Below are 22955 nucleotides of genomic sequence, written 5' to 3' on the forward strand. Positions count from 1 at the left end.
AACCTGAGACAGCGATGAACATGAATCTTGTAGCTGTACCCGTTGCCGGTAGATCCAAGTCCGAAGCACTGCTGGAGGGTCTCAATCCACAGCAGCGCGAGGCCGTCATGCACACCGGGTCGCCCCTTCTGATCGTTGCGGGCGCGGGTTCGGGCAAGACTGCAGTTTTGACGCGTCGCATCGCATATCTGCTGGCCGAGCGCGGTGTCACCCCGGGGCAAGTGCTTGCGATCACGTTCACCAACAAGGCTGCAGCCGAGATGCGCGAGCGAGTCGTCGGACTCGTCGGGCCGCGAGCGAACAACATGTGGGTATCGACGTTCCACGCGAGTTGCGTCCGGATACTACGTAGCCAGGCGTCCCTGCTGCCGGGGCTCAACTCCAACTTCTCGATCTACGACGCCGACGATTCTCGTCGCCTGCTGACGATGATCTCGAAGGATCTGCAGATCGACACGAAGAAGTTTTCGGCGCGTCTGCTTTCCACCTCGATCTCCAATCTGAAGAACGAGCTGATCAGTCCGGACGATGCAGCGTCGGATGCGGAGAAGGAACCGGTCGAGCTGCCCAAGCTCATCGCGCGGGTGTACGGCCACTATCAGCAGCGTCTGCGCGCTGCCAATGCGATGGACTTCGACGATTTGATCGGCGAGACGGTCGGGATGCTGCAGGCATTTCCTCAGGTCGCGGAGTACTACCGGCGACGGTTCAGGCACGTTCTCGTCGACGAGTACCAGGACACCAACCACGCCCAGTACATGCTGGTCCGAGAATTGGTCGGCACCCCGGACGCCGACGGCGCGCTGGAGGGCACCATCGAGCCCGGTGAGCTGTGCGTCGTTGGTGACGCGGATCAGTCGATCTACGCGTTCCGCGGGGCGACTATTCGCAACATCGTGGAGTTCGAGCGCGACTACCCGGACGCCCGCACTATTCTGCTCGAGCAGAACTACCGCTCGACGCAGAACATTCTCTCGGCCGCCAACTCGGTCATTTCCCGCAATACCGGCCGGCGCGACAAAAAGCTGTGGACCGACACCGGCGAGGGTGAACTGATCGTCGGATACGTAGCGGACAACGAACACGACGAGGCATCGTTCGTCGCATCGGAGATCGATCGTCTCGTGGACAACCACGATGTGCGCTACGACGAGGTGGCGGTCTTCTATCGCACCAACAATTCCTCGCGAGCACTCGAAGAAATCTTCATTCGGCTCGGATTGCCATACAAGGTTGTCGGCGGTGTGCGCTTCTACGAGCGTAAGGAAGTCCGCGACATGGTGGCGTACCTACGTGTGCTGTCCAACGAGGACGACACCGTGAGCATGCGTCGTATCCTGAACACTCCGCGCCGAGGAATCGGTGACCGGGCAGAGGCATGTGTTGCAGTGCATGCCGAGCAACGGGACATGAGCTTCTCGCGGGCATTGCGAGATGCAGCAGACGGGCGCGTCGCATTGCTGAACAGTCGCTCTCAGAAACTTATCGGTCAGTTTCTCGAACTACTCGACGAACTCCGTGCGGTTCTCACTACGACGGACGGCGACGGAAACGACGTCGTCGACATCGGCGACGTCGTCGAGGCAGTTCTCGACCGGACCGGATATCGGGCCGAACTAGAGGGAAGCAGCGACCCGCAGGATGGCGCCCGCCTCGACAATCTCAACGAACTGGTCAGTGTGGCCAGAGAATTCACCTCCGAGGCACGCAACCTTGCCGCGGTCTCGGCCGAGCTCGACGCCGAGGGCGTCACCGAAACGGTGCCCGACGGCGAAGCTGATCCGGAGGAAGGACTGCCGGAACCCGGTTCGCTCGGGGCATTCCTCGAACGTGTGTCGTTGGTAGCCGACACCGATCAGATTCCAGACTCCGGTACCGGAGTCGTCACGTTGATGACGTTGCACACGGCCAAGGGGTTGGAGTTTCCTGTCGTTTTCGTAACAGGTTGGGAGGACGGGCAGTTCCCGCACATGCGCGCGCTCGGAGACCCGAATGAGCTGTCGGAGGAACGGCGCCTTGCCTATGTGGGAATCACCCGGGCTCGCCACCGGCTGTACGTGACGCGTGCGATCATGCGCTCGGCGTGGGGGCAGCCGATCAACAATCCGGAATCACGCTTTCTGCAAGAGATTCCGCAAGAGCTGATCGAGTGGAAGCGTGAGGATCCGGGTGTCGGCGGTGGACGCTCCATCGGCGGGGGGCGCACAAGACAGGGCAGTTTTGGCGGCGGGGGATTCGGCGGAGGCGGTTTCGGGGGAGGAAGTTCTTATGGCGGGGCCTCGAGTACACCGAGTTTCGGTTCCGCACGCGCGCGCAACAACACGTTGGTGTTGGCCGTGGGCGACCGCGTCAACCACGATAAGTACGGTCTCGGCACCGTTCTCGAATCGACTGGGAGCGGAACATCGGCGATGGTTCTCGTCGACTTCGGCACATCGGGACGAGTGAAGATGATGCTTATCGGTGGGGTGCCGATGACCAAGCTCTGAGAGGTGTCCACCGCTGGCCACACACGTTCACGAAAGGCGTGTGTAGCCGGGGGGAATGAAGTAGCTCTAGTCCCGTTCGGGGCCGAGGCTGATGCCTCGCGAGGCCAACCAAGGGAGCGGGTCGATCTTGCTCTCGCCAGGCAAGTGCACCTCGAAGTGAAGGTGCGGACCGGTGGAGAAACCGCGGTTGCCCATAGTGGCAATCTGATCGCCGGCCATGACCTGCTGACCCATCGACACCGTAATGGTGTCTACGTGGCCGTACACGGTGACGGTGCCATCTGCGTGCTGGACGCGAACCCACATTCCGAAGCCGGAAGCAGGACCTGCATCGATGACCTTGCCGTCGGCAACCGAGACGATTGGCGTTCCGATGGCGTTGGCGATGTCGACGCCGGCGTGAAGGGTGCCCCAGCGTGCCCCGAAGTTCGAGGTATACGTTCCGACGGCTGGTAGGACGAACAGAGGGCGTCGGGCAGCGGCTTCGCGTGCGGCGCGCTCCTCGCTGAAACGCTGGCCCTTGGCCAGCAAATTGCTGAACTGGCTCAGATCCACCGGGTTTGCGACGTTGAGAATCTGAGGAGCTTGAGAGGCTGCTGTGCTCGTGGTGTCGGCGGCGAACTGGGCTGCCTGCGGAACCGCCGTTGCGGCAATGCCAGGCGCGGCGGGCGCGGAACCTGCAGCGAGAGCAACTTCCTCGGAAGTGGAGGTGGCAGGCGTCTGATCGATAACAGCCTGTCCTGCGGCGACGATGGCCCCGGCAGCAACGGCAAGAACGGCTGCGCGGCCCTTGAGTGCGGTGGGCGGCGCCGGGATGCGGTGGGATCCGCCTCGACGGGGTACTTCCAAGATCGGTGTAACGGATTCGGTGCCCGCGGCGCTATCCATGTCGACGGAGCTCTGCAGCTCGGCGTCGTGGTAGCTCTCGGCGGGGCCGTAATTGCTGGCGAAATAGTCGTAGCTCGGTGTCTCGAAGTCTGCGGCCTCGGTTCCCCAACTGGTATCGGTCGAGTACACCGTAGGTGCACTCTCGGTCACAGCGGCCGGGGTGACGAATCTGCTGGTGGTGAAGGACGCGCGGTGCTGCGACAAAACCTTCGACCTCCGTTTCGTGATCTGCTCGTTACTTAAGACTCCGCAGACGGTAACGAAACGATCGCGAGGCGCGCAAGTTTTCGGCCCGGACTGGGCCAATATGTGATGTGCCTCACAGTGCGAACAGGGGAAACGTCCCCACAGCACCGACCCCCACTGGGTTACAACTACCCGAATAGGCGTTATCGAAACGCGGCCCGCGAAGTCGATGTAACTCGGCAGCGGCAGATAACGTCGCAGTCGTGGCACCTACCTCCCAGACCGACCAGTCCGCACAGGTACTTCCTCGACGGATCGAACCCAACCGCGACGACGACAAGTCCGCGTTCGCTCCAGCAGTTGTCGCCGCCGCCGCCACCGTGGTTGCCGCGCTGTGCGGCGCGGTAGCCCTGTCGTTCGAGCCAGTGGTTGCCCAGGATTCGGTGTCCGCGGCTTCGGGGGAGCCGATCGGTGCGGGTGTCACTGCCGCCGCGCTCTTTGCTCTTGTCCCAGTGGTCCTCGTCGCGGTGACGGCAGTGCTCGGTGTGATCGCGCGTCGCGCTGCGCTCACCGGCGCTGTGACGGCGGGTTACGGGGCGGTGTCGGCCGGTCTCGCCGTTCTCGATGTCGGACTCCTGATCGATCCGATCGATTCGAATCGTCTGGAGCTTTTTCGGCCCATCACTGCCGCTGCGCTGGAGCCCGGCACCGGTGCGTATCTGGTGCTTGCCGCCCATGTTCTCGCTGCACTGGGCGGGTTGTTCGGCTTGGCCGCGGTGAGCCGAGCATCACTGTCCGACGGATACGGGCATTCCACCCACGCGGATATGACCAACAGGGCCGCGGCGATCCGAATCGGTGGGTGGTTGTCCGTGCTTGCCGTCGTCGCTGCCGCTGTGGCGGCGGGATCGATGTTCGCTTCGCCCTACGACTCTTCCGACGCCATCGTGCTGGTTCCCGTCGTGATCGATTCCCCGATGGCGACGGCGGCGGGGTCGGGGATCGTCGCCCTCGCCGTACTGATCGTGGCGGCAGCGGCGCTTGCATCGATTTCACCCACCGTCGCAGCCGGCGCTTTCGTTGGCGCCGGACTCGGCATTCTCGGAGTCACGGGTTCGCGAGTGTTGGCCGGAGTATCGAGTGGGGCGGGGGTGGACGCGGCCCCCGGATCGTGGGTCGGCGTCTTCGCGTCGGCGGTGCTCGTGGTCGTAGGAATTGTTCTCTTCCCGGTGTCGAAGAGCCAGGAACGACGCGGCGTCTCTGCCGAAGTTCGCCGCGCCTCACCCGTGGACTCGACGCCGGCAACGACGCGTTGGCATGTCGTGGCCGGGATTGTGGGCGTCGCGGCAGGTGTACTCATCGTCGCCGGCACCCTCTTGCCGACCCTCTCCGTTCCGGATGGACTTTCCGATCCGACGATCCTGGCCACGAGAGTCGCCGCCGTGGCGGGCTTCGTGTTGGTCCTGGCGTCCATCCCGATGTTCTTCTCGGTACTCGCGGCAGCAGTCCGCCCCACGCTCGGCGTCCTGACGGTAGCCGCCGTGATGGGTGCGTCCGGTGTCCTGCAGTCGGTGGTCCTGGCCACCGACTTCGACGGCATCGCCCTCGGCGTCGGCGGCGTTGCGACGGCGCTGGGCACCGTAGCCGCAGTGCTGTGTGGCGGCTGTGTGCTTCTCGCCGGGAGCGCCGAGCGTGAGGATGTCGACACCTCGGACACACACATCGACGTCACGCTCGGATCGGTGGCATCTCTCGGAGCATTGTTCGCTGCCGCAGGCTTGGCGCTGCCGCTTTACCGCGGCACGGATGTCACCGCAGCGTCGTTGGGTACCTTTCCTTGGGGTTGGGACGCCTGGGGGCAAGCGTTTCTCGCGGCGACCATCGTGGTCTCCGCCGTGGTTGCGTCACGGTCGAGGTCTGCGCGCGGCACTGCACTTCTCGTGGGCTGCGTGATCGCGATGATCATCTATTTGCTCGGGTGGCCGTTGACCAAGGCGCGCGCGCTCGAGCCGGTGATCGGGTCCGGAGTGATCGTCGGGGCGCTCGGGGCGCTCACTCTTGCTGTGGCCGCACTACTTTCGGCCCGTAATCGTCTGCGGTGAGGCGTAGGACACATGGCACCTGCCGGTGAGATAGACCACATACCATCCATGCGCCCGATGCACCCGTGGACTACCTGGATAAAGTCGATGCGCAGACCCGCTCACACCCTGGAGCGGGCGTCAACGTAGACGAGACGGTGAGCTGATGGATCTCTTCGAATACCAGGCGAAGGAATTGTTCGCCAAGCATGGCGTACCAACCTCCGCAGGTCGTGTCACGGACACGGTCGCTGGAGCAACAGAAATTGCCAAGGAAATCGGCAAGCCAGTAATGGTCAAGGCGCAGGTCAAGGTCGGCGGACGCGGCAAGGCCGGCGGCGTCAAGTACTCCAAGGACGTCGCAGCTGCCACCGAGAACGCAGAAGCGATTCTCGGACTCGACATCAAGGGCCATGTCGTCAAGAAGCTTCTCGTCGCAGAAGCATCCGACATCGCCGAGGAGTACTACATCTCCTTCCTGCTCGATCGCACCAACCGCACCTACCTCGCGATGTGTTCGGTCGAGGGTGGCGTGGAGATCGAGGTGACGGCGGTAGAGAACCCCGACGCACTCGCCAAGATTGCAGTCGATGCCGTCAAGGGTGTCGACCTCGCTTTTGCTCGTGAAATAGCCGAAAAGGGAAAGCTTCCCGCCGAGGTGCTCGACTCCGCCGCGGTGACCATCCAGAAGCTGTGGGAGGTCTTCATCAACGAAGATGCTCTCCTGGTCGAGGTCAACCCGCTGGTTCGCACCCCGGACGATGAGATCCTCGCCCTCGACGGCAAGGTCACACTCGACGAGAACGCAAGCTTCCGTCAGCCCGGCCATGCGGACTTCGAGGACAAGGACGCTGCCGATCCTCTCGAGGCCAAGGCCAAAGAAAACGATCTCAACTACGTCAAGCTCGACGGACAGGTCGGCATCATCGGAAACGGTGCCGGACTGGTCATGTCGACCCTCGACGTCGTTGCATACGCAGGCGAGGCCCACGGTGGCGTCAAGCCCGCCAACTTCCTCGACATCGGTGGCGGCGCCTCGGCAGAGGTCATGGCTGCAGGCCTCGACGTCATCCTCGGTGACGAGCAGGTCAAGAGCGTGTTCGTCAACGTCTTCGGCGGCATCACCTCCTGCGACGCGGTTGCCAACGGTATCGTCGGCGCGCTGAAGAAGCTCGGTGACGAGGCCAACAAGCCGCTGGTGGTTCGTCTCGACGGCAACAAGGTCGAAGAAGGACGCAAGATTCTCGCCGACGCCGCGCACCCGCTGGTGACGCTCGCCGAGACCATGGACGAGGGCGCCGACAAGGCCGCCGAGCTGGCTGCGAAGTAGAGGAAACCATGTCAATCTTTCTGAACAAGGACAACAAGGTCATCGTCCAGGGCATCACCGGCGGCGAGGGCACCAAGCACACCGCTCTGATGCTCAAGGCCGGTACCCAGGTCGTCGGCGGCGTCAACGCACGTAAGGCCGGAACCACGGTCAAGCACGTCGACAAAGACGGCAACGACATCGAACTTCCCGTCTTCGGCACCGTCGCCGAAGCCATCGAGAAGACCGGCGCGGACGTCTCCATCGCTTTCGTGCCGCCGGCATTCGCCAAGGACGCCATCGTCGAAGCGATCGACGCGGAGATCCCGCTGCTCGTCGTCATCACCGAGGGCATCCCTGTGCAGGACTCCGCGTACGCGTGGGCCTACAACGTGGAGAAGGGCAAGAAGACCCGCATCATCGGACCGAACTGCCCCGGCATCATCACCCCCGGTGAAGCACTCGTCGGCATCACGCCCGCCAACATCTCCGGCACCGGGCCCATCGGCCTCGTCTCGAAGTCCGGCACGCTGACCTACCAGATGATGTTCGAACTCCGTGATTTCGGCTTCTCGACGGCCATCGGCATCGGCGGAGACCCGGTCATCGGTACGACGCACATCGACGCCATCGAGGCGTTCGAGAACGATCCCGAGACCAAGATCATCGTCATGATCGGTGAAATCGGTGGCGACGCCGAAGAGCGTGCAGCCGACTACATCAAGGCCAATGTGACCAAGCCCGTCGTCGGCTACGTCGCAGGCTTTACTGCCCCCGAGGGCAAGACCATGGGCCACGCAGGCGCCATCGTCTCCGGCTCTTCGGGCACGGCTCAGGGCAAGAAGGACGCTCTCGAGGCTGCAGGCGTCAAGGTCGGCAAGACGCCGTCCGAGACTGCTGCGCTTGCTCGCGAGATCCTCGAATCGCTCTCCGTCAAGTAGTTTTCATCTTCGAAAGGCCCGTCACCGGTGGTGGCGGGCTTTTTGTGTGCTTACCGCCCATCTTGCCTCCCGCTTGAATGACGCACTCGAGCTATCTGATCGTATGAATGGCGCATTCAAGCGGTCGATTTGCGGGCCGCGCACAGTCTTTGGGCCACGTCGGCTCTATGTCACCTGCGCTGCTCGACGCTGGGCGAGGTGTCTCACTCAGTCCGTAGACTAGCGTGGTCCGTGGACCCGATTTCGACGTAGAAACATGAGGTGAGTGTCATGACCTATCCGCCCGAGGGCCCAAACTCAGGTTCGCCCGGTTACGGAGCCGGCGGATACGGTAGCCACGGCCCGTCCTATGGCGCGACCCCCCAGGGTCCGTCATCACAGGGTCCGTCATCACAGGGTCCCTCGTCACAGGGTCCGTCTCAGCAGACGCCAGGACAGCAGCCGTACTCGCAACCAGGTCAGTTCTCGTCTTCGCCTACTTCGGATATGCCGTCGCAGCTTCCGCGGATTCTGACGCTGGTAGTCGCCGCGCTGGGTGGGATCGGTTTTTTGGTCGGCCTGGCCGGCCAGTACTCGGCGTTCGACGTGTCCAGCAACTTCTTTCAGTTCGGCAACGGTGACCCCACTTCGATTGCGCTGCTGTTGGCGTCGGGCCTCGTGGCAGCGGTCGGATTGCTACCCAAGCAGTCGAGCACCATCGGAATCGCAGCTGCGTTGGCGGTTTCAGGGTGGCTGACGCTGGTATTCCAGTCCTTCAATATCGACTCGGGCGGAGGAATAGGCAGCTCGATCGGTCTGGGAGCTGGTGCCATCATCGTCTTGGTGTTGGGGTTCTTTCAGTCCCTTGCTGCGATCGCCGCGCTCTTGTTCGGTGCGGGTGTGTTGAAAGTGCCTGCGCCTAAAGCTGTTTCGTACGGCCAGCAGAATCAGTTCCAAGGCTATTCGCCAACTCAGGGTTACCGCCAGCAGGGTCAGCAGCCGCCGAACTACGGTTATGGTCAGCCGCAGCAGAGCTATGGGGGACCGGGCCAAGGCGGATACGTTCCACCGACCTACTCGGGACAGCCTGCACCCAATCAGCCTGCGCGCGGTCAAAACCCGTCCGGCGCCCTCGGCTACCCGGTCGACCCGCAACAACAGGGTGCAAGCGGACCGACCGCCCCTACCGATCAGGCTTCGCCGTACAGCCAGTACCAGTACGGCCAACCGCCGGTGGGTTCTGCTGGATCGGGAGCTCCCCAGCATGCGGTCCCACCCGAGACACAGGCAGCGCCGTCCACACCCACAGAGGGTGGTTCGACCGGTGGGCCTTCCTACAGTGAACCCACCCAAGCGTTCGGCACCACTCCCGCCGACGACGACGAGAAGTAGGGATCTTCGGCGCGCCTGATCCATCGCCTCGCCCGATGGTGAAACCCTCATCCCTGATGAGCGCTCTACTGAATCACGAGAGACGGCGTCCGCGGCACCCGGCACAGCAGCGTCCACCGTTGCTGACGCCTGCCCAGTCCAGAATGTTGGTCCGGGTCGGCTTCCAGGTGCCCGGCCTTTTGATAGCAATCATTGCTTCGCTCGTTCTGGTCACACTCGTCTCGGCCAACAGCGAGCTCACCGGGACGCTCGGTGCGATTGCCGGCATGTGGTTCGCCGTTCATCAGGTGCCGTTGAGTATTTCCGGAACCTCGCTCGGAGTTGTTCCGTTGCTTCCGACGATTGTGCTCATGGTCGTCGTCGCCCGCAGCGTCTACCGGGTGTCCACGGAGGTCTCGACGCGTCGAGAACTGGGGTCGATCTTTGCTGCCGCCGTGCTCGGGCCTCTGCTCGTCACCGCGGTCGCGTTGGCTGTCGCCACCGATGCTTCGGCCGCGATCGGTCTGTCGAGTCCGAACGCGTTTCACGCGTTTGCTTGGGTGGCCGGAGTCCATGCCACCGCTGCTGCCATCGGTGTGGTGACGGGAAGCTGGGATTCGCTCGGCTTGGCCCCGAGGGTCCCCATTTGGGTTGGCGAGGTCGTGCGGCCGACAATGCGTGCCGCGATGGTCTTGATCGCCGGCGGTGCAGCTATAACCCTCGCGGCGATGGTCGCGTCGTGGTCGACGATGGAGATGCTTCTCGACGCAGGGAACGGATTCGTCGGCTTCCTCGGGCTCACTGTGCTCTCGATTCTCTATTTACCCAATGTGGTGCTCGGAACTTCCGCAGTGTCGGTCGGATCTGCGGCGCACGTCGGCGAAGCCTCGGTCAGCCTTTTCCACACCGCGGCCGGTCCACTTCCGCCGCTCCCCGTTCTCGCGGTTCTGCCGGAAGGCTCAGCGCAGACGGCGTGGTTCCTGATGCTCGTGGTCCCGATCACTGCTGCCGTCATGTTCGGTCGCGATTGCGCACGTCGAACCGTCGACGTGCACCACGCAATGTCCTCCGTCTGGCTCGGTGCAGCGGTTCTGGGGATTCTCGCGGCAGTGGGCGGCGTCGCTGCAGGCGGGAACCTGGGGACGTTCGGCACCGTCGAGGTCACGGCGTGGTCGTTCGGCTTGTTGGCATTCGCCTGGTTGGCGGTGGTCGGATCACTGGCTGCCGCCGTTACTGCGTGGCGTGGGGGATCGAAGCACGACGAACCGCTGCCCGTGAAAACCGAGCGCTCGAGCGAGCAGCCTGTCTTGACGCCTCGTGCCCAGTCCGCCGATGCCCAGTCCGCCGATGCCCAGCAGCCTGCCGATGCCCAGTCCGCCGATGTCCCGCCCGTCGTCCAGGAAGGACATGCTCTGGACGCCGAGATCATCGACGTGCCCGAGGACGTCGACGTGCCTACGATTGCGCCAGAACCCGATACGACTGCTTCGGCAGCTGTCGACGTCGTAGAGGCAGAGGTCGTCGATTTGGCTGTGCCACCGACGTCGGATGTCGAAGAACCGGTCGAGGGGAAGTCCACAGAGGACCTGCCCGTCGAGCCTGTAGACCGCAGCGACTAGTCTTTGTGCTGGCCCGGATCGCCGGGCAACCACGACGATTCTCAGGAGAACTGCGCTGACTGCCTCGCGTGAGCACCGAGCACGAGTCGTTGTCCTCGCTTCGGGCACCGGCTCGCTGTTGCAGTCGCTGATCGCAGCTGCTGCGGTGGACTCCTACCCAGCGCGCATCACCGCAGTCGGCGTCGACCGCGAGTGCGACGCCGTCGAGCATGCACGTGCGGCCGGCATCACCCACTTCCGTGTCGGACTTCGCGATTACGTGGACCGCTCGCAGTGGGATGTAGCACTCACCGAATCCGTTGCGAAGCATCAGCCGGATCTTGTCGTCACCGCTGGTTTCATGAAGATCCTGGGCCCGAGCTTCATCGATGCTTTCGACGGGCGCATCATCAACACGCACCCGGCATTGCTGCCGTCGTTTCCCGGTGCGCATGCTGTTCGGGACGCGATCGAATACGGCGTCAAGCTGACGGGGTCGACGGTGCATCTTGTGGACTCGGGTGTCGATACCGGACCGATCCTGGCTCAAGAGGCCGTGGCGGTGCACGAAGGCGACAGTGAAATGTCGCTGCACGAGCGAATCAAAACTGTGGAACGACGGCTGCTGGTCGATGTAGTCGCGGCCGTGGCCACCCGAGGTGTTGTCTCCGATGGACGAAAGGCTCAGATTAGGCGATGAGTGAACGTAAAGCAGTGCGGCGTGCTTTGGTCAGTGTTTACGACAAGACCGGACTGATCGAACTCGCGACCGGTTTGCACAACGCAGGCGTCGCCCTCGTGTCCACCGGTTCTACAGCGTCGAAGATCGCCGACGCGGGGATTCCGGTCACCAAGGTCGAGGATCTCACCGGCTTCCCCGAGACCCTCGATGGTCGGGTCAAGACCCTGCACCCACGGGTTCATGCCGGAGTGCTCGCGGATACTCGACGGCCCGAGCATCTTGCGCAGCTCGAAGAACTCGGTATCGAGGCGTTCGAGCTCGTGGTCGTCAATCTGTACCCGTTCACCGAGACTGTTCGTAGTGGCGCGAGCGAAGACGAATGCGTCGAGCAGATCGACATCGGTGGACCGTCGATGGTTCGCGCTGCGGCGAAGAATCATCCCTCGGTGGCCGTGGTTGTGGATCCGGCTCGATACGACGATGTTCTCGCTGCAGTGTCCGGTGGTGGATTCACCCTCGCTGAACGCACTGCCCTTGCAGCACAGGCGTTTGCACACACTGCGTCGTACGACGTCGCAGTCGCATCGTGGATGAGCAGTGTCCTCGTGAGTGATCCCGAGTCGACATTTCCCGAGTGGATCGGAGGCACGTGGGACCGGTCGGCAGTGCTTCGGTACGGCGAGAATCCGCACCAGGCTGCTGCGCTGTACATCGACCCCGCGGGTGACGGCATTGCGCAAGCGAAGCAGTTGCACGGTAAGGAGATGTCGTACAACAACTTCACCGACGCCGACGCCGCGTGGCGGGCTGCGTTCGATCACTCTGCGCCGACCGTCGCGATCGTCAAACATGCCAACCCATGCGGTATCGCGTTGGGCGAGAACATCGCCGAGGCTCATCGGAAAGCGCATGCGTGTGATCCGGTCAGCGCATACGGCGGCGTCATCGCTGCCAACCGCGAGGTGACCGTCGAGATGGCGGAGCAAGTAGCTGAAATCTTCACCGAGGTCATCGTCGCGCCGTCGTACGCTGATGGTGCGTTGGGAGTTCTTCAGCGCAAGAAGAACATTCGTGTACTTCTTGCTACGCCGCCGTCACCGCAGGGTATCGAGCTGAAGCCGATTTCCGGCGGTACGCTCCTGCAGCAGCGCGACGCGATCGACGCCGACGGTGACAACCCGGCCAACTGGACCCTTGCAGCCGGCGAGCCGGCTGATGAACAGACGCTGAAGGACCTCGAATTCGCTTGGCGTGCATGTAGGGCCGTCAAGTCCAACGCGATCCTTCTCGCCCACGACGGCGCCTCGGTCGGCGTCGGAATGGGCCAGGTCAATCGCGTCGACGCGGCTCATCTGGCGGTTCAGCGGGCAGGTGACCGCGTCGAAGGTTCGGTCGCGTCCTCGGATGCTTTCTTCCCTTTCCCCGACGGGTTGCAGGTGTTGCTGAGCGCAGGGGTGCGCGCTGTCGTACAACCCGGCGGATCGGTACGCGACAACGAGGTTATCGCCGCCGCTCAGGATGCCGGCGTCACGTTGTATCTGACGGGTGCACGGCACTTCGCGCACTAGAGTTCGCAGTTGTGCATCCCCGCTCGTCGGGACGCCCGAATCAGGGTCGGGGGTGCACAAATGTGCGAACGCTCGTAGCGTGGTGAAGTGACCTCTACCAAACCTGGCATTACCACCGTCGGCGAACTCCGCGCATCCGGACACGTAAAGCGTTCGGTCAAGGAAGAACTCCGGGACAATCTGCTCGACGCCCTTCGCGAAGGGACGTCTGCGTGGCCGGGAATCGTCGGCTTCGACAGGACGGTGCTGCCACAGCTCGAGCGCGCCATCATTGCCGGCCATGACGTCGTTCTGCTCGGGGAGCGGGGGCAAGGCAAGACGCGTCTGCTGCGTACCTTGCACCTGTTGCTCGACGAGTGGTCGCCTGTCATCGAGGGCTCCGAACTCGGCGAGCATCCCTACGAGCCGATCACCCCGGCGAGCATCAGGAAGGCCGCCGAGTTCGGTGAGGCGCTGGGTATCGGTTGGCGCCACCGCAGCGAGCGGTATGCAGAGAAGTTGGCGACGCCCGATACCTCTGTTGCAGACCTCGTCGGCGACGTCGACCCGGTCAAGGTCGCCGAAGGCCGAAGCCTCGGTGATCCGGAGACCATTCACTTCGGGCTGGTTCCACGAAGCCACCGCGGAATCGTCGCGATCAACGAGCTCCCCGATCTCGCCGAGCGCATCCAGGTCTCACTGCTCAACGTCATGGAAGAGCGCGACATCCAGGTCCGCGGGTACACGCTCCGGCTGCCTCTCGACGTGTTGCTCGTGGCAAGTGCGAACCCTGAGGACTACACCAATCGTGGACGCATCATCACGCCGCTGAAGGACCGCTTCGGCGCGGAGATCCGCACGCACTATCCGATCGTGCTGGGCGACGAGGTCTCGGTCATCGAGCAGGAGGCCGAGCTGACAGCGACGGTCCCGTCGTATCTGCTCGAGGTTCTGGCACGCTTCACCCGACTCCTGCGTGAGTCGCCGTCGATCGATCAGCGTTCGGGTGTGTCGGCGCGCTTCGCGATCGCGGCGGCCGAGACCATCTCGGCTGCGGCCGTTCATCGCGCTGCCGTTCTCGGCGAGGCCGATGCGGTAGCGCGTCCGGTAGATCTGGGCACGATCATCGAGGTGCTACGCGGCAAGGTCGAGTTCGAATCGGGGGAAGAGGGCCGCGAGGTCGAGGTGCTCGAGCACCTGTTGCGTCGTGCAACGGCCGATACCGTCCGTGAGCGACTCGGTGGAATCAACCTGGCCCCGTTGGTGACAGCGATCGAGCAGGGCGAGCCGGTGGTGACGGGCGACCGGATCACCGCCAAAGCGTTGCTCGGAGAGCTTCCCGATCTCGCGGTGCTCGACGACGTTTCGGCACGGCTCGATGCTTCTTCCGATGGCGAGCGGGCCGCGGCAACCGAACTCGCACTCGAAGGGCTGTACCTGGCTCGCCGGATCGCCAAGGATCCCGACGAAGACGGTCAGACGGTGTACAGCTGATGTCGGCCAGCAGATACGGTCGATATCACGGAGGACCCGATCCGCTGGCGCCTCCGGTCGATCTGAGGGAAGCACTCGAATCGATCGGCAACGATGTCCTCGAGGGGGCATCTCCGCGTAGGGCTCTGCAAGAGATGTTGCGACGCGGTACGCAGAACATGCGTGGTCTCGACGATCTTGCGGCTCAGGCCAACCGTCGTCGTCGAGAGATGTTGCGTAAGAACAACTTGGATGGCACGTTGCAGGAGGTTCGCGAGCTCCTCGACGAGGCGGTGCTCGAAGAACGTAAGACGCTGGCGCGCGCACTGGATGACGATGCGCGCTTCAAGGAGATGCAGATCGGCGATCTGTCACCGTCCACCGCGCAGGCCGTGCAGGAATTGGCGGACTACGATTGGCGCTCGTCGGAGTCGCGGGAGAACTACGAGAAGATCAAAGATCTGCTCGGCCGCGAGATGCTCGATCAACGTTTCGCCGGTATGAAGAAGGCGCTCGAAGGTGCCACCGATGAGGATCGGCAGGCGATCAGCGAGATGCTTGAAGACCTGAACGAGTTGCTCGACGCGCACAACAAGGGCGAGGACACGGACGCGCAGTTCGACGAGTTCATGAACAAGCATGGGCAGCACTTCCCGGAGAACCCACAGAACGTGGAAGAGCTTCTCGATTCGCTTGCTCAGCGAGCAGCGGCAGCTCAGCGCCTGAGAAACTCCCTCAGTCCGGAGCAACGCGCGGAACTGGATGCGCTGGCGCAACAGGCATTCGGTGATTCGAGTCTGCTGAGCCAGCTCGACCAACTCGATCAGAACCTACAGGCGGCAAGGCCCGGTGAGGATTGGGACGGATCGCAGAACTTCCGCGGTGAGAACGGTATGGGCCTCGGCGATGGCACGGGTGCGCTGCAGGACATCGCGGAGCTGGAGAATCTGGGAAACCAACTGTCGCAACAGTACAACGGTGCTGCGCTGGACGATATCGATGCAGAATCGCTCTTGAAACAGCTCGGACCGGAAGCTGCAGCGGATGCGCGAATGCTCTCTGAACTCGAAAAGGCTTTGCAACAGCAGGGTTTCATGGACAAGGGAGCCGACGGTCAATGGCGGCTGTCACCGAAGGCGATGCGTCAGCTCGGGCAGTCGGCGCTCCGTGATGTCGCAGGCAAGATTTCTCGACGCGGTGGTGAGCGAGATACCCGCAAGGCGGGCGCGATGGGGGAGCCGACCGGGGCGTCGAGGGCGTGGGAGTTCGGTGACACCGAGCCGTGGGACGTCACGCGCACGGTCAACAACGCGGTGTTGCGCACAGCGGCCCAAGGATCGGGGTTTCCGGTGTCCTTGCAAGTCACAGACGTCGAGATCAGTGAGACCGAAACTCGAACGCAGGCAGCCGTCGCGCTGCTCGTCGATACGTCTTTCTCGATGGTGATGGACGGTCGGTGGGTACCGATGAAGCGCACGGCTTTGGCGCTCGAGCATCTGGTGAGCACGCGGTTTCGGGGCGACGATCTACAGTTGATCGGTTTCGGGCGTCACGCGCAGAAGTTGACGGCGTCGGAGTTGGCGGGCTTGGACGGCGCCTACGATCAGGGCACGAACCTGCACCACGCCCTGCTGTTGGCGGGTCGGCATTTGCGTCGTCATCCCAACGCTCAACCGGTGGTGCTGATCGTGACGGATGGCGAGCCCACGGCGCATTTGGAACCGGACGGGAATGCGTATTTCGACTATCCGCCGAGTCCGCGCACTCTGGGTCTCACGGTCCGGGAGCTGGACAATATTGCGAAACTCGGTGCGCAGGTGACTATTTTTCGTCTCGGTGACGATCCGGGGCTTGCGCGTGTCGTCGATCGGATGGCCGAACGGGTCGGTGGGCGAGTCATTGCGCCGGATCTGGATGGTCTCGGAGCAGCGGTGGTCAGCGACTATCTGAAGCGGCGCCGGAAGCCGTGAATCTTGGTTGGACTTTCTTGTCTGTCATGCCGCGTTGACGACGGTGCGATCTCCGAGCGGGCTGTGCAATGTCATCTGCATCGTGCCGTATACGGCCACCATGATGCAGGCTTTGTCTGCCGCTTCCTGGCGGGTGCCTGTTCGGAGCGCGATCACCACTTCGGTATCGGTTTCGGTGACCTTCGCGTCGGCGCCGTAGCACTCGGGCGTCCCGGTGACGAAGTGGATGGCGATGGTGTTGGGAGAGATCTGACTCCACGATTCGAACGGTGTCGGCGCCGCGCGAATCAGTTCGGGTGTTGATTCGAACATCGTCCCGACCTCTCCGACAGGGACCTCGACGGGAACAGGCGGGGAACTAGGGGAGCGCATCGGGTCGGTGGCGGCCGGACTGCTCGTGGTTTCGACGTCGACGCTGCCTGACGTCGACGCCTCGCTCGCGCAGCCGACGAGCAGGATGCACATCAAAACTCCCGCAGCCAGAAACCTCATGCCTCCAAGGTAGCGCCGTGGGCTGAGTAGAACCTTTGGGTTGCGCAAGAGTTGTCCTCAGGCCAACAATGCCGTGACGAGTGCGATGGCAGGGATCGAGAGAAGCGTTGTCACGAAGGCTGTGTCCCTGGCCATGACGACGCCGCGGTTGTATCGGCTGGCGAAGACGAACACGTTTTGTGCGGTGGGGAGAGCGGAGACGACGGTGATGGCGAAAAGCTCGTGTCCCTCGACGCCGAGGAGCCGAGCCAACAGGTAGCCGAGGACGGGTTGCAGAATCATCTTCAAGCCGGTGGCGAGTGCTACGTCCCGCCGCGGACTGATGCCCTTCTGGAGTACTCGGGTCCCGTACAGCGACAGGCCGAAGGCCAGCAGTGCACCGGGGACGGCGGTTCCCGCGACGAGTTCGAAGGGTTGCATCAGGGCTTCGGGCAGTTCGAGTCCGGTGATGGACAGGGCGAGGCCGAGTCCGCCGGCAAGCACGATCGGGTTCTTGAACGGCGCGATGAGGATGCTGCGCAGTGACGCCTTCTTGCCCATCGTCGAGATGTCGAGAATCGTCAGCGCAAGCGGCGAGTAGATCATGATCTGAAAGAGCAGGAGTGGGGCAACGAAAGTTGCATCGCCGAGCACGTAGACGGCGATCGGGATTCCGAGGTTCGCGGCGTTGACATACGACGAGGCGAGGCCGCCGATCGTCGCTTCCGGGGTAGCCCGTTTCAACATCAGCTTGGAGATGAGCAGATAGATGGACCCGACCACCAGCGCGGACACCCCGGCGACTGCGAGGGTCGGCGAGAGAATGACCGCGAGATCCGACGTCGCCATCGTGACGAACAGCAGAGCCGGCGTCGCGACGAAGAAGACGAGTCGGCTCAGGACGAATTGGCCGTGGTCACCGAGAACCCCGAGTCGCGCCAGCATGTATCCCAGCGCGATGACGACGAAGATGACCGTGAAGCCTTCGAGAACTCCGGACATGAAGGTTTCAGGGTCTCGATTCGGATCGGTAGTGGGGCGCCTCTTACTTTAATGGCTCACGAGAAAGGCCACGCATCCGAAGGATGCGTGGCCTTTCTCGAAAAGACTGTGATCAGCGGCTGGTGAACGGCAGCAATGCCATCTCACGAGCATTCTTCACTGCGACGGCGACCTGACGCTGCTGCTGCGGCGTGAGGCCGGTGACGCGGCGGCTACGAATCTTGCCGCGATCGGAAATGAACTGACGAAGAAGGTTGATGTCCTTGTAATCCACCGTGGTGACCTTGGCGGCGTTCAACGGGTTCTTCTTCGGTCGGCGGCCAACCTCTGCGCGGACCTTCTTCGACGGTGCTCTCTTGACTGCCATCTCTACCTTTTCCCTTACCAGCTCGACTTATGGACGCCAAGCAGTTCCCCGCGGTGCGCGGGCTCGCACATGTCGATGCGTGAGAGTCCACAATTCCGCAGGTAGCCGCGCGGACGTCCATCCGCAGCGTCGCGATTGCGCAATCGTACCGGACTCGAAGCACGCGGCAAACGCGGCAGTGCCGCTCGGGTTGGTGCGCTCCCGGAATCGCGGCTGGGGGGCTTCGTGAAGATGGCCATCAGAACTTTTCTCCTCGAGTGCCGAGTTTGGCGATGACGGCGTCGATGCCGTCGCGGTCGATGGTTTTGATGCCCTTGGCGGACAGGGTCAGCGTGACGCGCCGGCCGAGGCTGGGGGCGTAGTACGTCTTCCTCTGGATGTTCGGGTCCCACCGCCTGCTGGATCGGACGTGTGAGTGCGAAACGGACTTGCCGAATCCCGGCTTTCGTCCCGTCACTTGGCAACGCCTGGACATTCGCGATTCTCCTATCGTTAATGACAATCATATTCGACAACTGGACTCTGCGAATGTAGCGTGTCTCGAGACGCAATGACAATCATTATCGAAGGAAGGGTTTCAGTGAATCTCCCCACGGACCGCCGTATACCGGTGGTACTCGTGTCCGGCTGGACCGGAGCTATGGGCGCAGTGGTGACCTCACTTCTCACCGAGGGAACTGTCGCCGTGCGCCACGACCTCAGCCGTGTACGCGAGGGCGTCGTGCGCAGAACCATCTATACGACGGGAGAACAGCCGCGCGAGACGATCCTCGAACTCGCGCACGGATGCCTTTCCTGCACTCTGCGCCAAGACCTGCTGCCGCTGCTCCGCACACTCTCGAGCCGCAGTTCCACCCACCGCATCGTTCTCGCCATGGACCCGACTCTCGAACCTGCGGTGTTGTGCTGGGCGATCCGTCATGTCGTCGTCGAAGGCATCGTCGGCCGGGTCGACGGACCGGCCTCGCGTGACGTCCGCGTCGAAGCCGTCATCAATTGTCTCGACGCGGCCACGTGGCTCGACGACGCGACCGGCGACGATTCCCTCGCCGACCGCGGCACTCGAGCCAGTCACGACGATGAGCGGACGCTTGCGCAATTGGTCGTCGGGCAGGTCGAGTACGCCGACGCGCTCGTCGTCACGGCGGGCCCCGACGTCGAAACCTGGGATCGGGGACCGCTCGCCGCAGTCCTGGCGCGGCTCGCGCCAGGCGCCCCCGCTACATGGATCGATGTCGATTCTGTCGTTGATGGTGAAATGCTGCTCAGCGCAGTACCTTTCGATGCTCGACGCGGTGCGGCGTCCGATGCGCACTCACCGCTGCTGCGAGGGCAGCCGCCACTCACCGAGGACTGCGGCGTTTCCCTCGTCGAGTTCACCGCATCACGTCCCTTCCACCCAGAGCGGCTCCACGAGGCCGTCGACGTACTTCTAGCCGGCGTCGTCAGTGTCCGTGGGCGAGCCTGGGTGGCGACGCAACCGAACGAGGCTCTGTGGGTCGAATCAGCAGGTGGGGGCTTGCACGTCGCAAGTGCGGGGAAGTGGCTGGCGGCGATGAATTCCAGTGAACTGAACCGTGCCGACTTCACCAGGCGGGCGATGGCAGCGCTGCGGTGGGATGAGGAGTTCGGTGATCGTGACACCTCGCTCGTGGTACTCGTCCACACAGCCGATCCGGTAGAGATCGATCGAACACTGCGGTGGGCGCTGGTGTCCGACGACGAAATGCTGAACCGCGAGAAGTGGATCACGTGGGCGGACCCATTCGGAAGCAGTCACGAAGATCCCTGCGACAGAATCCAATCCCCATATTCGGATGTCAACAGAGAGGCAACAGAATGAAGAAGAGTATCCACCCTGACTACCACCCGGTGGTGTTTCGGGACGCGGGAACGGGAACGCAGTTCCTCACCCGCTCCACCATCACCTCTGACCGCGATGTCGAATGGGAGGACGGTGTCGTCTATCCGCTCGTGGTTGTCGACGTCACCAGCGAATCTCACCCGTTCTGGACCGGTGCCACGAGAATCATGGACACCCAGGGGCGCGTCGAGAAGTTCGAAAAGCGTTATGGACGTCGAACCAGGAAAGGTGCCTGAAACATGGCCGTGCCGAAACGAAAGATGTCGCGCTCCAACACTCGCAGTCGGCGGGCGCAGTGGAAGGCAGTGGTACCGGACCTTGTGACCGTGCGGGTAGACGGCAATAGTTTTCGGGTGCCACGCAGGTTGGTCAAAGCAGTGTCAATGGGTGTCTACGATCCGAGGTAGACGCCGGTAGGTTGACTCCATGGTCCAACCTACCCCGTCAGCCAAAGACGTCAAACGGTGGCGACGCTACCTCGCCGACGAGTTGGCAGAGGCCGCTGTCTACCGCGATCTCGCGGAACGTCGCAGCGGTGAGGAGCGAGAAATCCTTCTCGCTCTGGCCGAAGCCGAGGGTCGGCACGAGCGGCATTGGCGCACCTTGCTGGGCGATCGCGTCGGGACGCCACTGAGGGGTGATCTCCGGACGAGGTTGCTGGGAGTACTCGCGCGGCGGTTCGGTTCGGTGTTCGTGCTGGCGTTGGCACAGCGGGCAGAGTCCAGGTCACCGTATGCACTCGACGGCGACGCGACCGAAGCGATGATCGCGGACGAGCAGATTCATGCCGAAGTGGTCAGGGCTCTGGCCGCACGTGGGCGCAACAGGTTGTCGGGGACGTTCCGTGCAGCAGTGTTCGGCGCGAACGACGGGTTGGTGAGCAACCTCGCTTTGGTGCTGGGCATCAGCGGCAGCGGGGTGTCCAACCACATTGTCCTGCTGACGGGACTCGCTGGCCTGCTGGCAGGGGCGTTGTCGATGGGGGCAGGGGAGTACGTCTCGGTGCGCTCGCAGCGGGAACTGCTCGAAGCCTCGTCACCCGACCTGGGAGCGCGCGATGCATTGCACAACCTCGACGTCGACGCCAACGAATTGGCACTGGTCTATCGGGCACGTGGAATGAGCTCGGACGAGGCCGAGTCGAAAGCATCGAAGGTGCTGCAGAGTATGACGGGAGACGACGAGCTGGGTCCAGCGGCCGACGCCCACGAATTCGTCGGCACGGGCGTCGGAGCCGCCATCGCCAGCTTCTGCTTCTTCGCATCGGGCGCGGTCATCCCAGTGTTGCCCTACCTCGTGGGAATGGAAGGCGTTGCAGCACTTGTGGTTGCGTCGGTACTGGTCGGAATTGCGTTGATCTGCACTGGGCTGGTTGTGGGCCTTCTCAGTGGCGGACCACCCGTCAAGCGAGCGCTACGTCAATTGGCCATCGGATACGGAGCCGCAGGCGCGACCTACCTGCTCGGAACTTTCTTCGGCGGGGGCGTCTGATTCGGTCGGAATTGCATTTTCTGACGCTAGAGTTCCTGCCATGCTCACTGCCGTACGCCACTTCGCTGCTGTCACAACAGTTGCCGTCCTGCTCGTCGCAGGGTCGGTCGCGTACGCCAGTGCAGACGAGGTGAACACCTCACCCGGCACCGTGGTCGCGGTAGAAGATCTTGCCTCGGAACTGTGGTTGCCGGGCGCCGGCGATGCCAAACGAATCACCTATTGGACTGTCGGATCCAATGGAGCGCCCGCGCTGAGCACCGGAGCGTTTTTCGTTCCCGAGGGGGAAGCTCCCGAAGGCGGCTGGCCCGTCATCGCCTGGGCCCACGGCACATCGGGTCTCGACGACAATTGCACACCGTCCCTCGTCGGCCCGCCCGATCCAGCGCGCGATCGGCAGTACCTCGGAACCTGGCTCGGGCAGGGATACGCGGTCGCCGCGACGGATTATGTCGGACTCGGAACCCCCGGCATCATGTCCTACCTCGACGGCAAACTCGAGGCGCACAACGTCGTCGATTCGGTGAAGGCCTCGAGAACTGTCGAGAAGTCGCTGTCCAACAAGTGGGTCGTCGTCGGGCAGTCGCAGGGAGGTGGTGCCGCGATCACCACCGCGCGATACGCCTCCGAGTTCGGCGGCCCTGACCTCGATTACCGGGGAGGCGTCGGTACCGGTGTGCCGGCCAACATCGAACTTGTGCTGCTGCCCGCAGGCCCCGGATTTCTTCCCATCGCCGTCAGCAGAGGCTTGACGACGTACCTGCTGTACATCCTTGCGGGGTTGCGTTCGGCTCACCCGGAGATCGACCTCGACTCCTACCTGACGCCTTTCGGACGCGAGACCGTCGACCGAGCTGAGACGCTCTGTGTCCTCGAAGCAGAGGAAGAGTTCGGCGGCGTCGTCAGTGGTGACTTGTTCTCCCGTTCGCTCAACGAGATACCGAACCTCTACGGTTTGATCAACGACTACATGGGTGTTCCGTTCACCGGCTACGACCGACCGGTGTTCATCGCTCAAGGTCTCTACGACACGGATGTGCCTGCGCCGTCAGCGCTTTCGTTGGTTGCACAGATGATCGCCAACGGTCAGCCGGTAACGTTGCATACGTATCCCACCGACCACAGCGGTGCGATGCTCGCTTCACAGGCAGACTCGATCCCGTTCGTCGCAGGGCTCTTTCGTTAGCCTCGATCTTTCTTCCTGCTGACGTGTCGGCCTGAACCCCTCGAGATTGTGGCTGTCACC

General features: G+C 63.0%; 20 protein-coding genes and 1 pseudogene. 15 read left to right on the forward strand and 6 right to left on the reverse strand.

Translation table 11 applies throughout. The features are described 5' to 3' along the window. Window positions 1-14 precede the first annotated feature (14 nt). Window positions 15-2489 (forward strand): UvrD-helicase domain-containing protein, encoded by a 2475-nt coding sequence (locus BJI47_RS00170; RefSeq protein ID WP_088941814.1) that lies wholly within the window; start codon window positions 15-17, stop codon window positions 2487-2489. 66 nt (window positions 2490-2555) lie between these two features. On the opposite strand, the gene BJI47_RS00175 is transcribed toward BJI47_RS00170, so the two are convergent. Beyond that, window positions 2556-3581, reverse strand: a complete 1026-nt coding sequence (locus BJI47_RS00175) for a M23 family metallopeptidase (RefSeq protein ID WP_088941815.1) — start codon at window positions 3579-3581, stop codon at window positions 2556-2558. Between the two features lie 245 nt (window positions 3582-3826). Between BJI47_RS00175 and BJI47_RS00180 the strand changes: the two genes are divergently transcribed. The 9 genes from BJI47_RS00180 to BJI47_RS00220 all read left to right on the forward strand — a co-directional run bounded on the left by BJI47_RS00180 (window position 3827) and on the right by BJI47_RS00220 (window position 16514). Then, window positions 3827-5665: a hypothetical protein gene (locus BJI47_RS00180; RefSeq protein WP_088941816.1), complete on the forward strand. Its 1839-nt coding sequence runs from the start codon at window positions 3827-3829 to the stop codon at window positions 5663-5665. Window positions 5666-5810: 145 nt separating this feature from the next. After that, complete coding sequence (gene sucC / locus BJI47_RS00185; protein ID WP_088941817.1) at window positions 5811-6974, forward strand: ADP-forming succinate--CoA ligase subunit beta; 1164 nt, start codon at window positions 5811-5813, stop codon at window positions 6972-6974. 8 nt (window positions 6975-6982) lie between these two features. Then, window positions 6983-7894 carry a succinate--CoA ligase subunit alpha gene (sucD, locus tag BJI47_RS00190; RefSeq protein WP_084347777.1) on the forward strand — a complete coding sequence of 304 codons (912 nt, stop codon included), beginning with the start codon at window positions 6983-6985 and terminating at the stop codon, window positions 7892-7894. Between the two features lie 486 nt (window positions 7895-8380). Then, the gene (locus BJI47_RS00195; RefSeq protein WP_088941818.1) at window positions 8381-9265 is read left to right on the forward strand and encodes a DUF5336 domain-containing protein; all 885 of its coding nucleotides are present in this window, start codon (window positions 8381-8383) and stop codon (window positions 9263-9265) included. A gap of 56 nt (window positions 9266-9321) precedes the next feature. Then, window positions 9322-10863 (forward strand): DUF6350 family protein, encoded by a 1542-nt coding sequence (locus tag BJI47_RS00200; RefSeq protein ID WP_254900309.1) that lies wholly within the window; start codon window positions 9322-9324, stop codon window positions 10861-10863. Window positions 10864-10900: 37 nt separating this feature from the next. Next, a complete protein-coding gene (purN, locus tag BJI47_RS00205) occupies window positions 10901-11542 on the forward strand; it encodes a phosphoribosylglycinamide formyltransferase (RefSeq protein WP_088941819.1) in 642 nt (213 codons plus the stop codon). Beyond that, window positions 11539-13092: a bifunctional phosphoribosylaminoimidazolecarboxamide formyltransferase/IMP cyclohydrolase gene (purH, locus tag BJI47_RS00210; RefSeq protein WP_088941820.1), complete on the forward strand. Its 1554-nt coding sequence runs from the start codon at window positions 11539-11541 to the stop codon at window positions 13090-13092. Before purN ends, purH begins: the two co-directional genes overlap by 4 nt. Window positions 13093-13179: 87 nt before the next feature. Next, complete coding sequence (locus BJI47_RS00215) at window positions 13180-14565, forward strand: sigma 54-interacting transcriptional regulator (RefSeq protein WP_088941821.1); 1386 nt, start codon at window positions 13180-13182, stop codon at window positions 14563-14565. Then, window positions 14565-16514, forward strand: a complete 1950-nt coding sequence (locus tag BJI47_RS00220) for a VWA domain-containing protein (RefSeq protein ID WP_088941822.1) — start codon at window positions 14565-14567, stop codon at window positions 16512-16514. The genes BJI47_RS00215 and BJI47_RS00220 overlap by 1 nt, the downstream gene beginning before the upstream one ends. Before the next feature lie 24 nt (window positions 16515-16538). Here BJI47_RS00220 and BJI47_RS00225 read toward each other — a convergent pair whose 3' ends face one another. The 5 genes and pseudogenes from BJI47_RS00225 to rpmB all read right to left on the reverse strand — a co-directional run bounded on the left by BJI47_RS00225 (window position 16539) and on the right by rpmB (window position 18829). Next, the gene (locus BJI47_RS00225; RefSeq protein WP_088941823.1) at window positions 16539-17006 is read right to left on the reverse strand and encodes a hypothetical protein; all 468 of its coding nucleotides are present in this window, start codon (window positions 17004-17006) and stop codon (window positions 16539-16541) included. A gap of 57 nt (window positions 17007-17063) precedes the next feature. Beyond that, complete coding sequence (locus tag BJI47_RS00230) at window positions 17064-17987, reverse strand: AEC family transporter (protein WP_088941824.1); 924 nt, start codon at window positions 17985-17987, stop codon at window positions 17064-17066. A 112-nt stretch (window positions 17988-18099) separates the two neighbouring features. After that, window positions 18100-18354 (reverse strand): 30S ribosomal protein S18, encoded by a 255-nt coding sequence (rpsR, locus tag BJI47_RS00235; RefSeq protein ID WP_084347795.1) that lies wholly within the window; start codon window positions 18352-18354, stop codon window positions 18100-18102. A 14-nt stretch (window positions 18355-18368) separates the two neighbouring features. Beyond that, a pseudogene (locus tag BJI47_RS00240) lies at window positions 18369-18542 on the reverse strand (30S ribosomal protein S14); the annotation flags it as partial. A gap of 50 nt (window positions 18543-18592) precedes the next feature. Beyond that, entirely contained in the window at window positions 18593-18829 is a 237-nt protein-coding gene (gene rpmB, locus BJI47_RS00245; protein ID WP_088941826.1) for a 50S ribosomal protein L28, read from the reverse strand. A gap of 75 nt (window positions 18830-18904) precedes the next feature. Here rpmB and BJI47_RS00250 point away from each other — a divergent pair, with 75 nt between their 5' ends. From BJI47_RS00250 to BJI47_RS00270, 5 genes are read left to right on the forward strand one after another with little or no spacing between them, the layout of a single operon-like run. Then, complete coding sequence (locus BJI47_RS00250; RefSeq protein ID WP_088941834.1) at window positions 18905-20197, forward strand: GTP-binding protein; 1293 nt, start codon at window positions 18905-18907, stop codon at window positions 20195-20197. Beyond that, on the forward strand, window positions 20194-20454 hold the full coding sequence (locus tag BJI47_RS00255; protein WP_088941827.1) for a type B 50S ribosomal protein L31: 261 nt from the start codon (window positions 20194-20196) through the stop codon (window positions 20452-20454). Before BJI47_RS00250 ends, BJI47_RS00255 begins: the two co-directional genes overlap by 4 nt. A 3-nt stretch (window positions 20455-20457) precedes the next feature. Continuing rightward, window positions 20458-20625 carry a 50S ribosomal protein L32 gene (gene rpmF / locus BJI47_RS00260; RefSeq protein WP_088941828.1) on the forward strand — a complete coding sequence of 56 codons (168 nt, stop codon included), beginning with the start codon at window positions 20458-20460 and terminating at the stop codon, window positions 20623-20625. Between the two features lie 19 nt (window positions 20626-20644). Continuing rightward, complete coding sequence (locus tag BJI47_RS00265) at window positions 20645-21709, forward strand: VIT1/CCC1 family protein (protein WP_088941829.1); 1065 nt, start codon at window positions 20645-20647, stop codon at window positions 21707-21709. Window positions 21710-21749: 40 nt separating this feature from the next. After that, a complete protein-coding gene (locus BJI47_RS00270) occupies window positions 21750-22895 on the forward strand; it encodes a lipase family protein (protein ID WP_088941830.1) in 1146 nt (381 codons plus the stop codon). Window positions 22896-22955: the final 60 nt, after the last annotated feature.

The sequence above is a fragment of the Rhodococcus sp. 1168 genome (genome assembly GCF_002091955.1).
Classification (GTDB): Bacteria; Actinomycetota; Actinomycetes; order Mycobacteriales; family Mycobacteriaceae; genus Rhodococcoides.

Bases quoted from the DNA above. Each gene is read 5' to 3' on its own strand.
- BJI47_RS00170 (WP_088941814.1), top strand. From the start codon at position 15: ATGAACATGAATCTTGTAGCTGTACCCGTTGCCGGTAGATCCAAGTCC.
- sucC (WP_088941817.1), top strand. From the start codon at position 5,811: ATGGATCTCTTCGAATACCAGGCGAAGGAATTGTTCGCCAAGCATGGC.
- sucD (WP_084347777.1), top strand. From the start codon at position 6,983: ATGTCAATCTTTCTGAACAAGGACAACAAGGTCATCGTCCAGGGCATC.
- BJI47_RS00195 (WP_088941818.1), top strand. From the start codon at position 8,381: ATGCCGTCGCAGCTTCCGCGGATTCTGACGCTGGTAGTCGCCGCGCTG.
- BJI47_RS00200 (WP_254900309.1), top strand. From the start codon at position 9,322: ATGAGCGCTCTACTGAATCACGAGAGACGGCGTCCGCGGCACCCGGCA.
- purH (WP_088941820.1), top strand. From the start codon at position 11,539: ATGAGTGAACGTAAAGCAGTGCGGCGTGCTTTGGTCAGTGTTTACGAC.
- BJI47_RS00220 (WP_088941822.1), top strand. From the start codon at position 14,565: ATGTCGGCCAGCAGATACGGTCGATATCACGGAGGACCCGATCCGCTG.
- BJI47_RS00225 (WP_088941823.1), bottom strand. From the start codon at position 17,006: ATGAGGTTTCTGGCTGCGGGAGTTTTGATGTGCATCCTGCTCGTCGGC.
- BJI47_RS00230 (WP_088941824.1), bottom strand. From the start codon at position 17,987: ATGTCCGGAGTTCTCGAAGGCTTCACGGTCATCTTCGTCGTCATCGCG.
- rpsR (WP_084347795.1), bottom strand. From the start codon at position 18,354: ATGGCAGTCAAGAGAGCACCGTCGAAGAAGGTCCGCGCAGAGGTTGGC.
- rpmB (WP_088941826.1), bottom strand. From the start codon at position 18,829: ATGTCCAGGCGTTGCCAAGTGACGGGACGAAAGCCGGGATTCGGCAAG.
- BJI47_RS00250 (WP_088941834.1), top strand. From the start codon at position 18,905: ATGACAATCATTATCGAAGGAAGGGTTTCAGTGAATCTCCCCACGGAC.
- BJI47_RS00255 (WP_088941827.1), top strand. From the start codon at position 20,194: ATGAAGAAGAGTATCCACCCTGACTACCACCCGGTGGTGTTTCGGGAC.
- rpmF (WP_088941828.1), top strand. From the start codon at position 20,458: ATGGCCGTGCCGAAACGAAAGATGTCGCGCTCCAACACTCGCAGTCGG.
- BJI47_RS00265 (WP_088941829.1), top strand. From the start codon at position 20,645: ATGGTCCAACCTACCCCGTCAGCCAAAGACGTCAAACGGTGGCGACGC.
- BJI47_RS00270 (WP_088941830.1), top strand. From the start codon at position 21,750: ATGCTCACTGCCGTACGCCACTTCGCTGCTGTCACAACAGTTGCCGTC.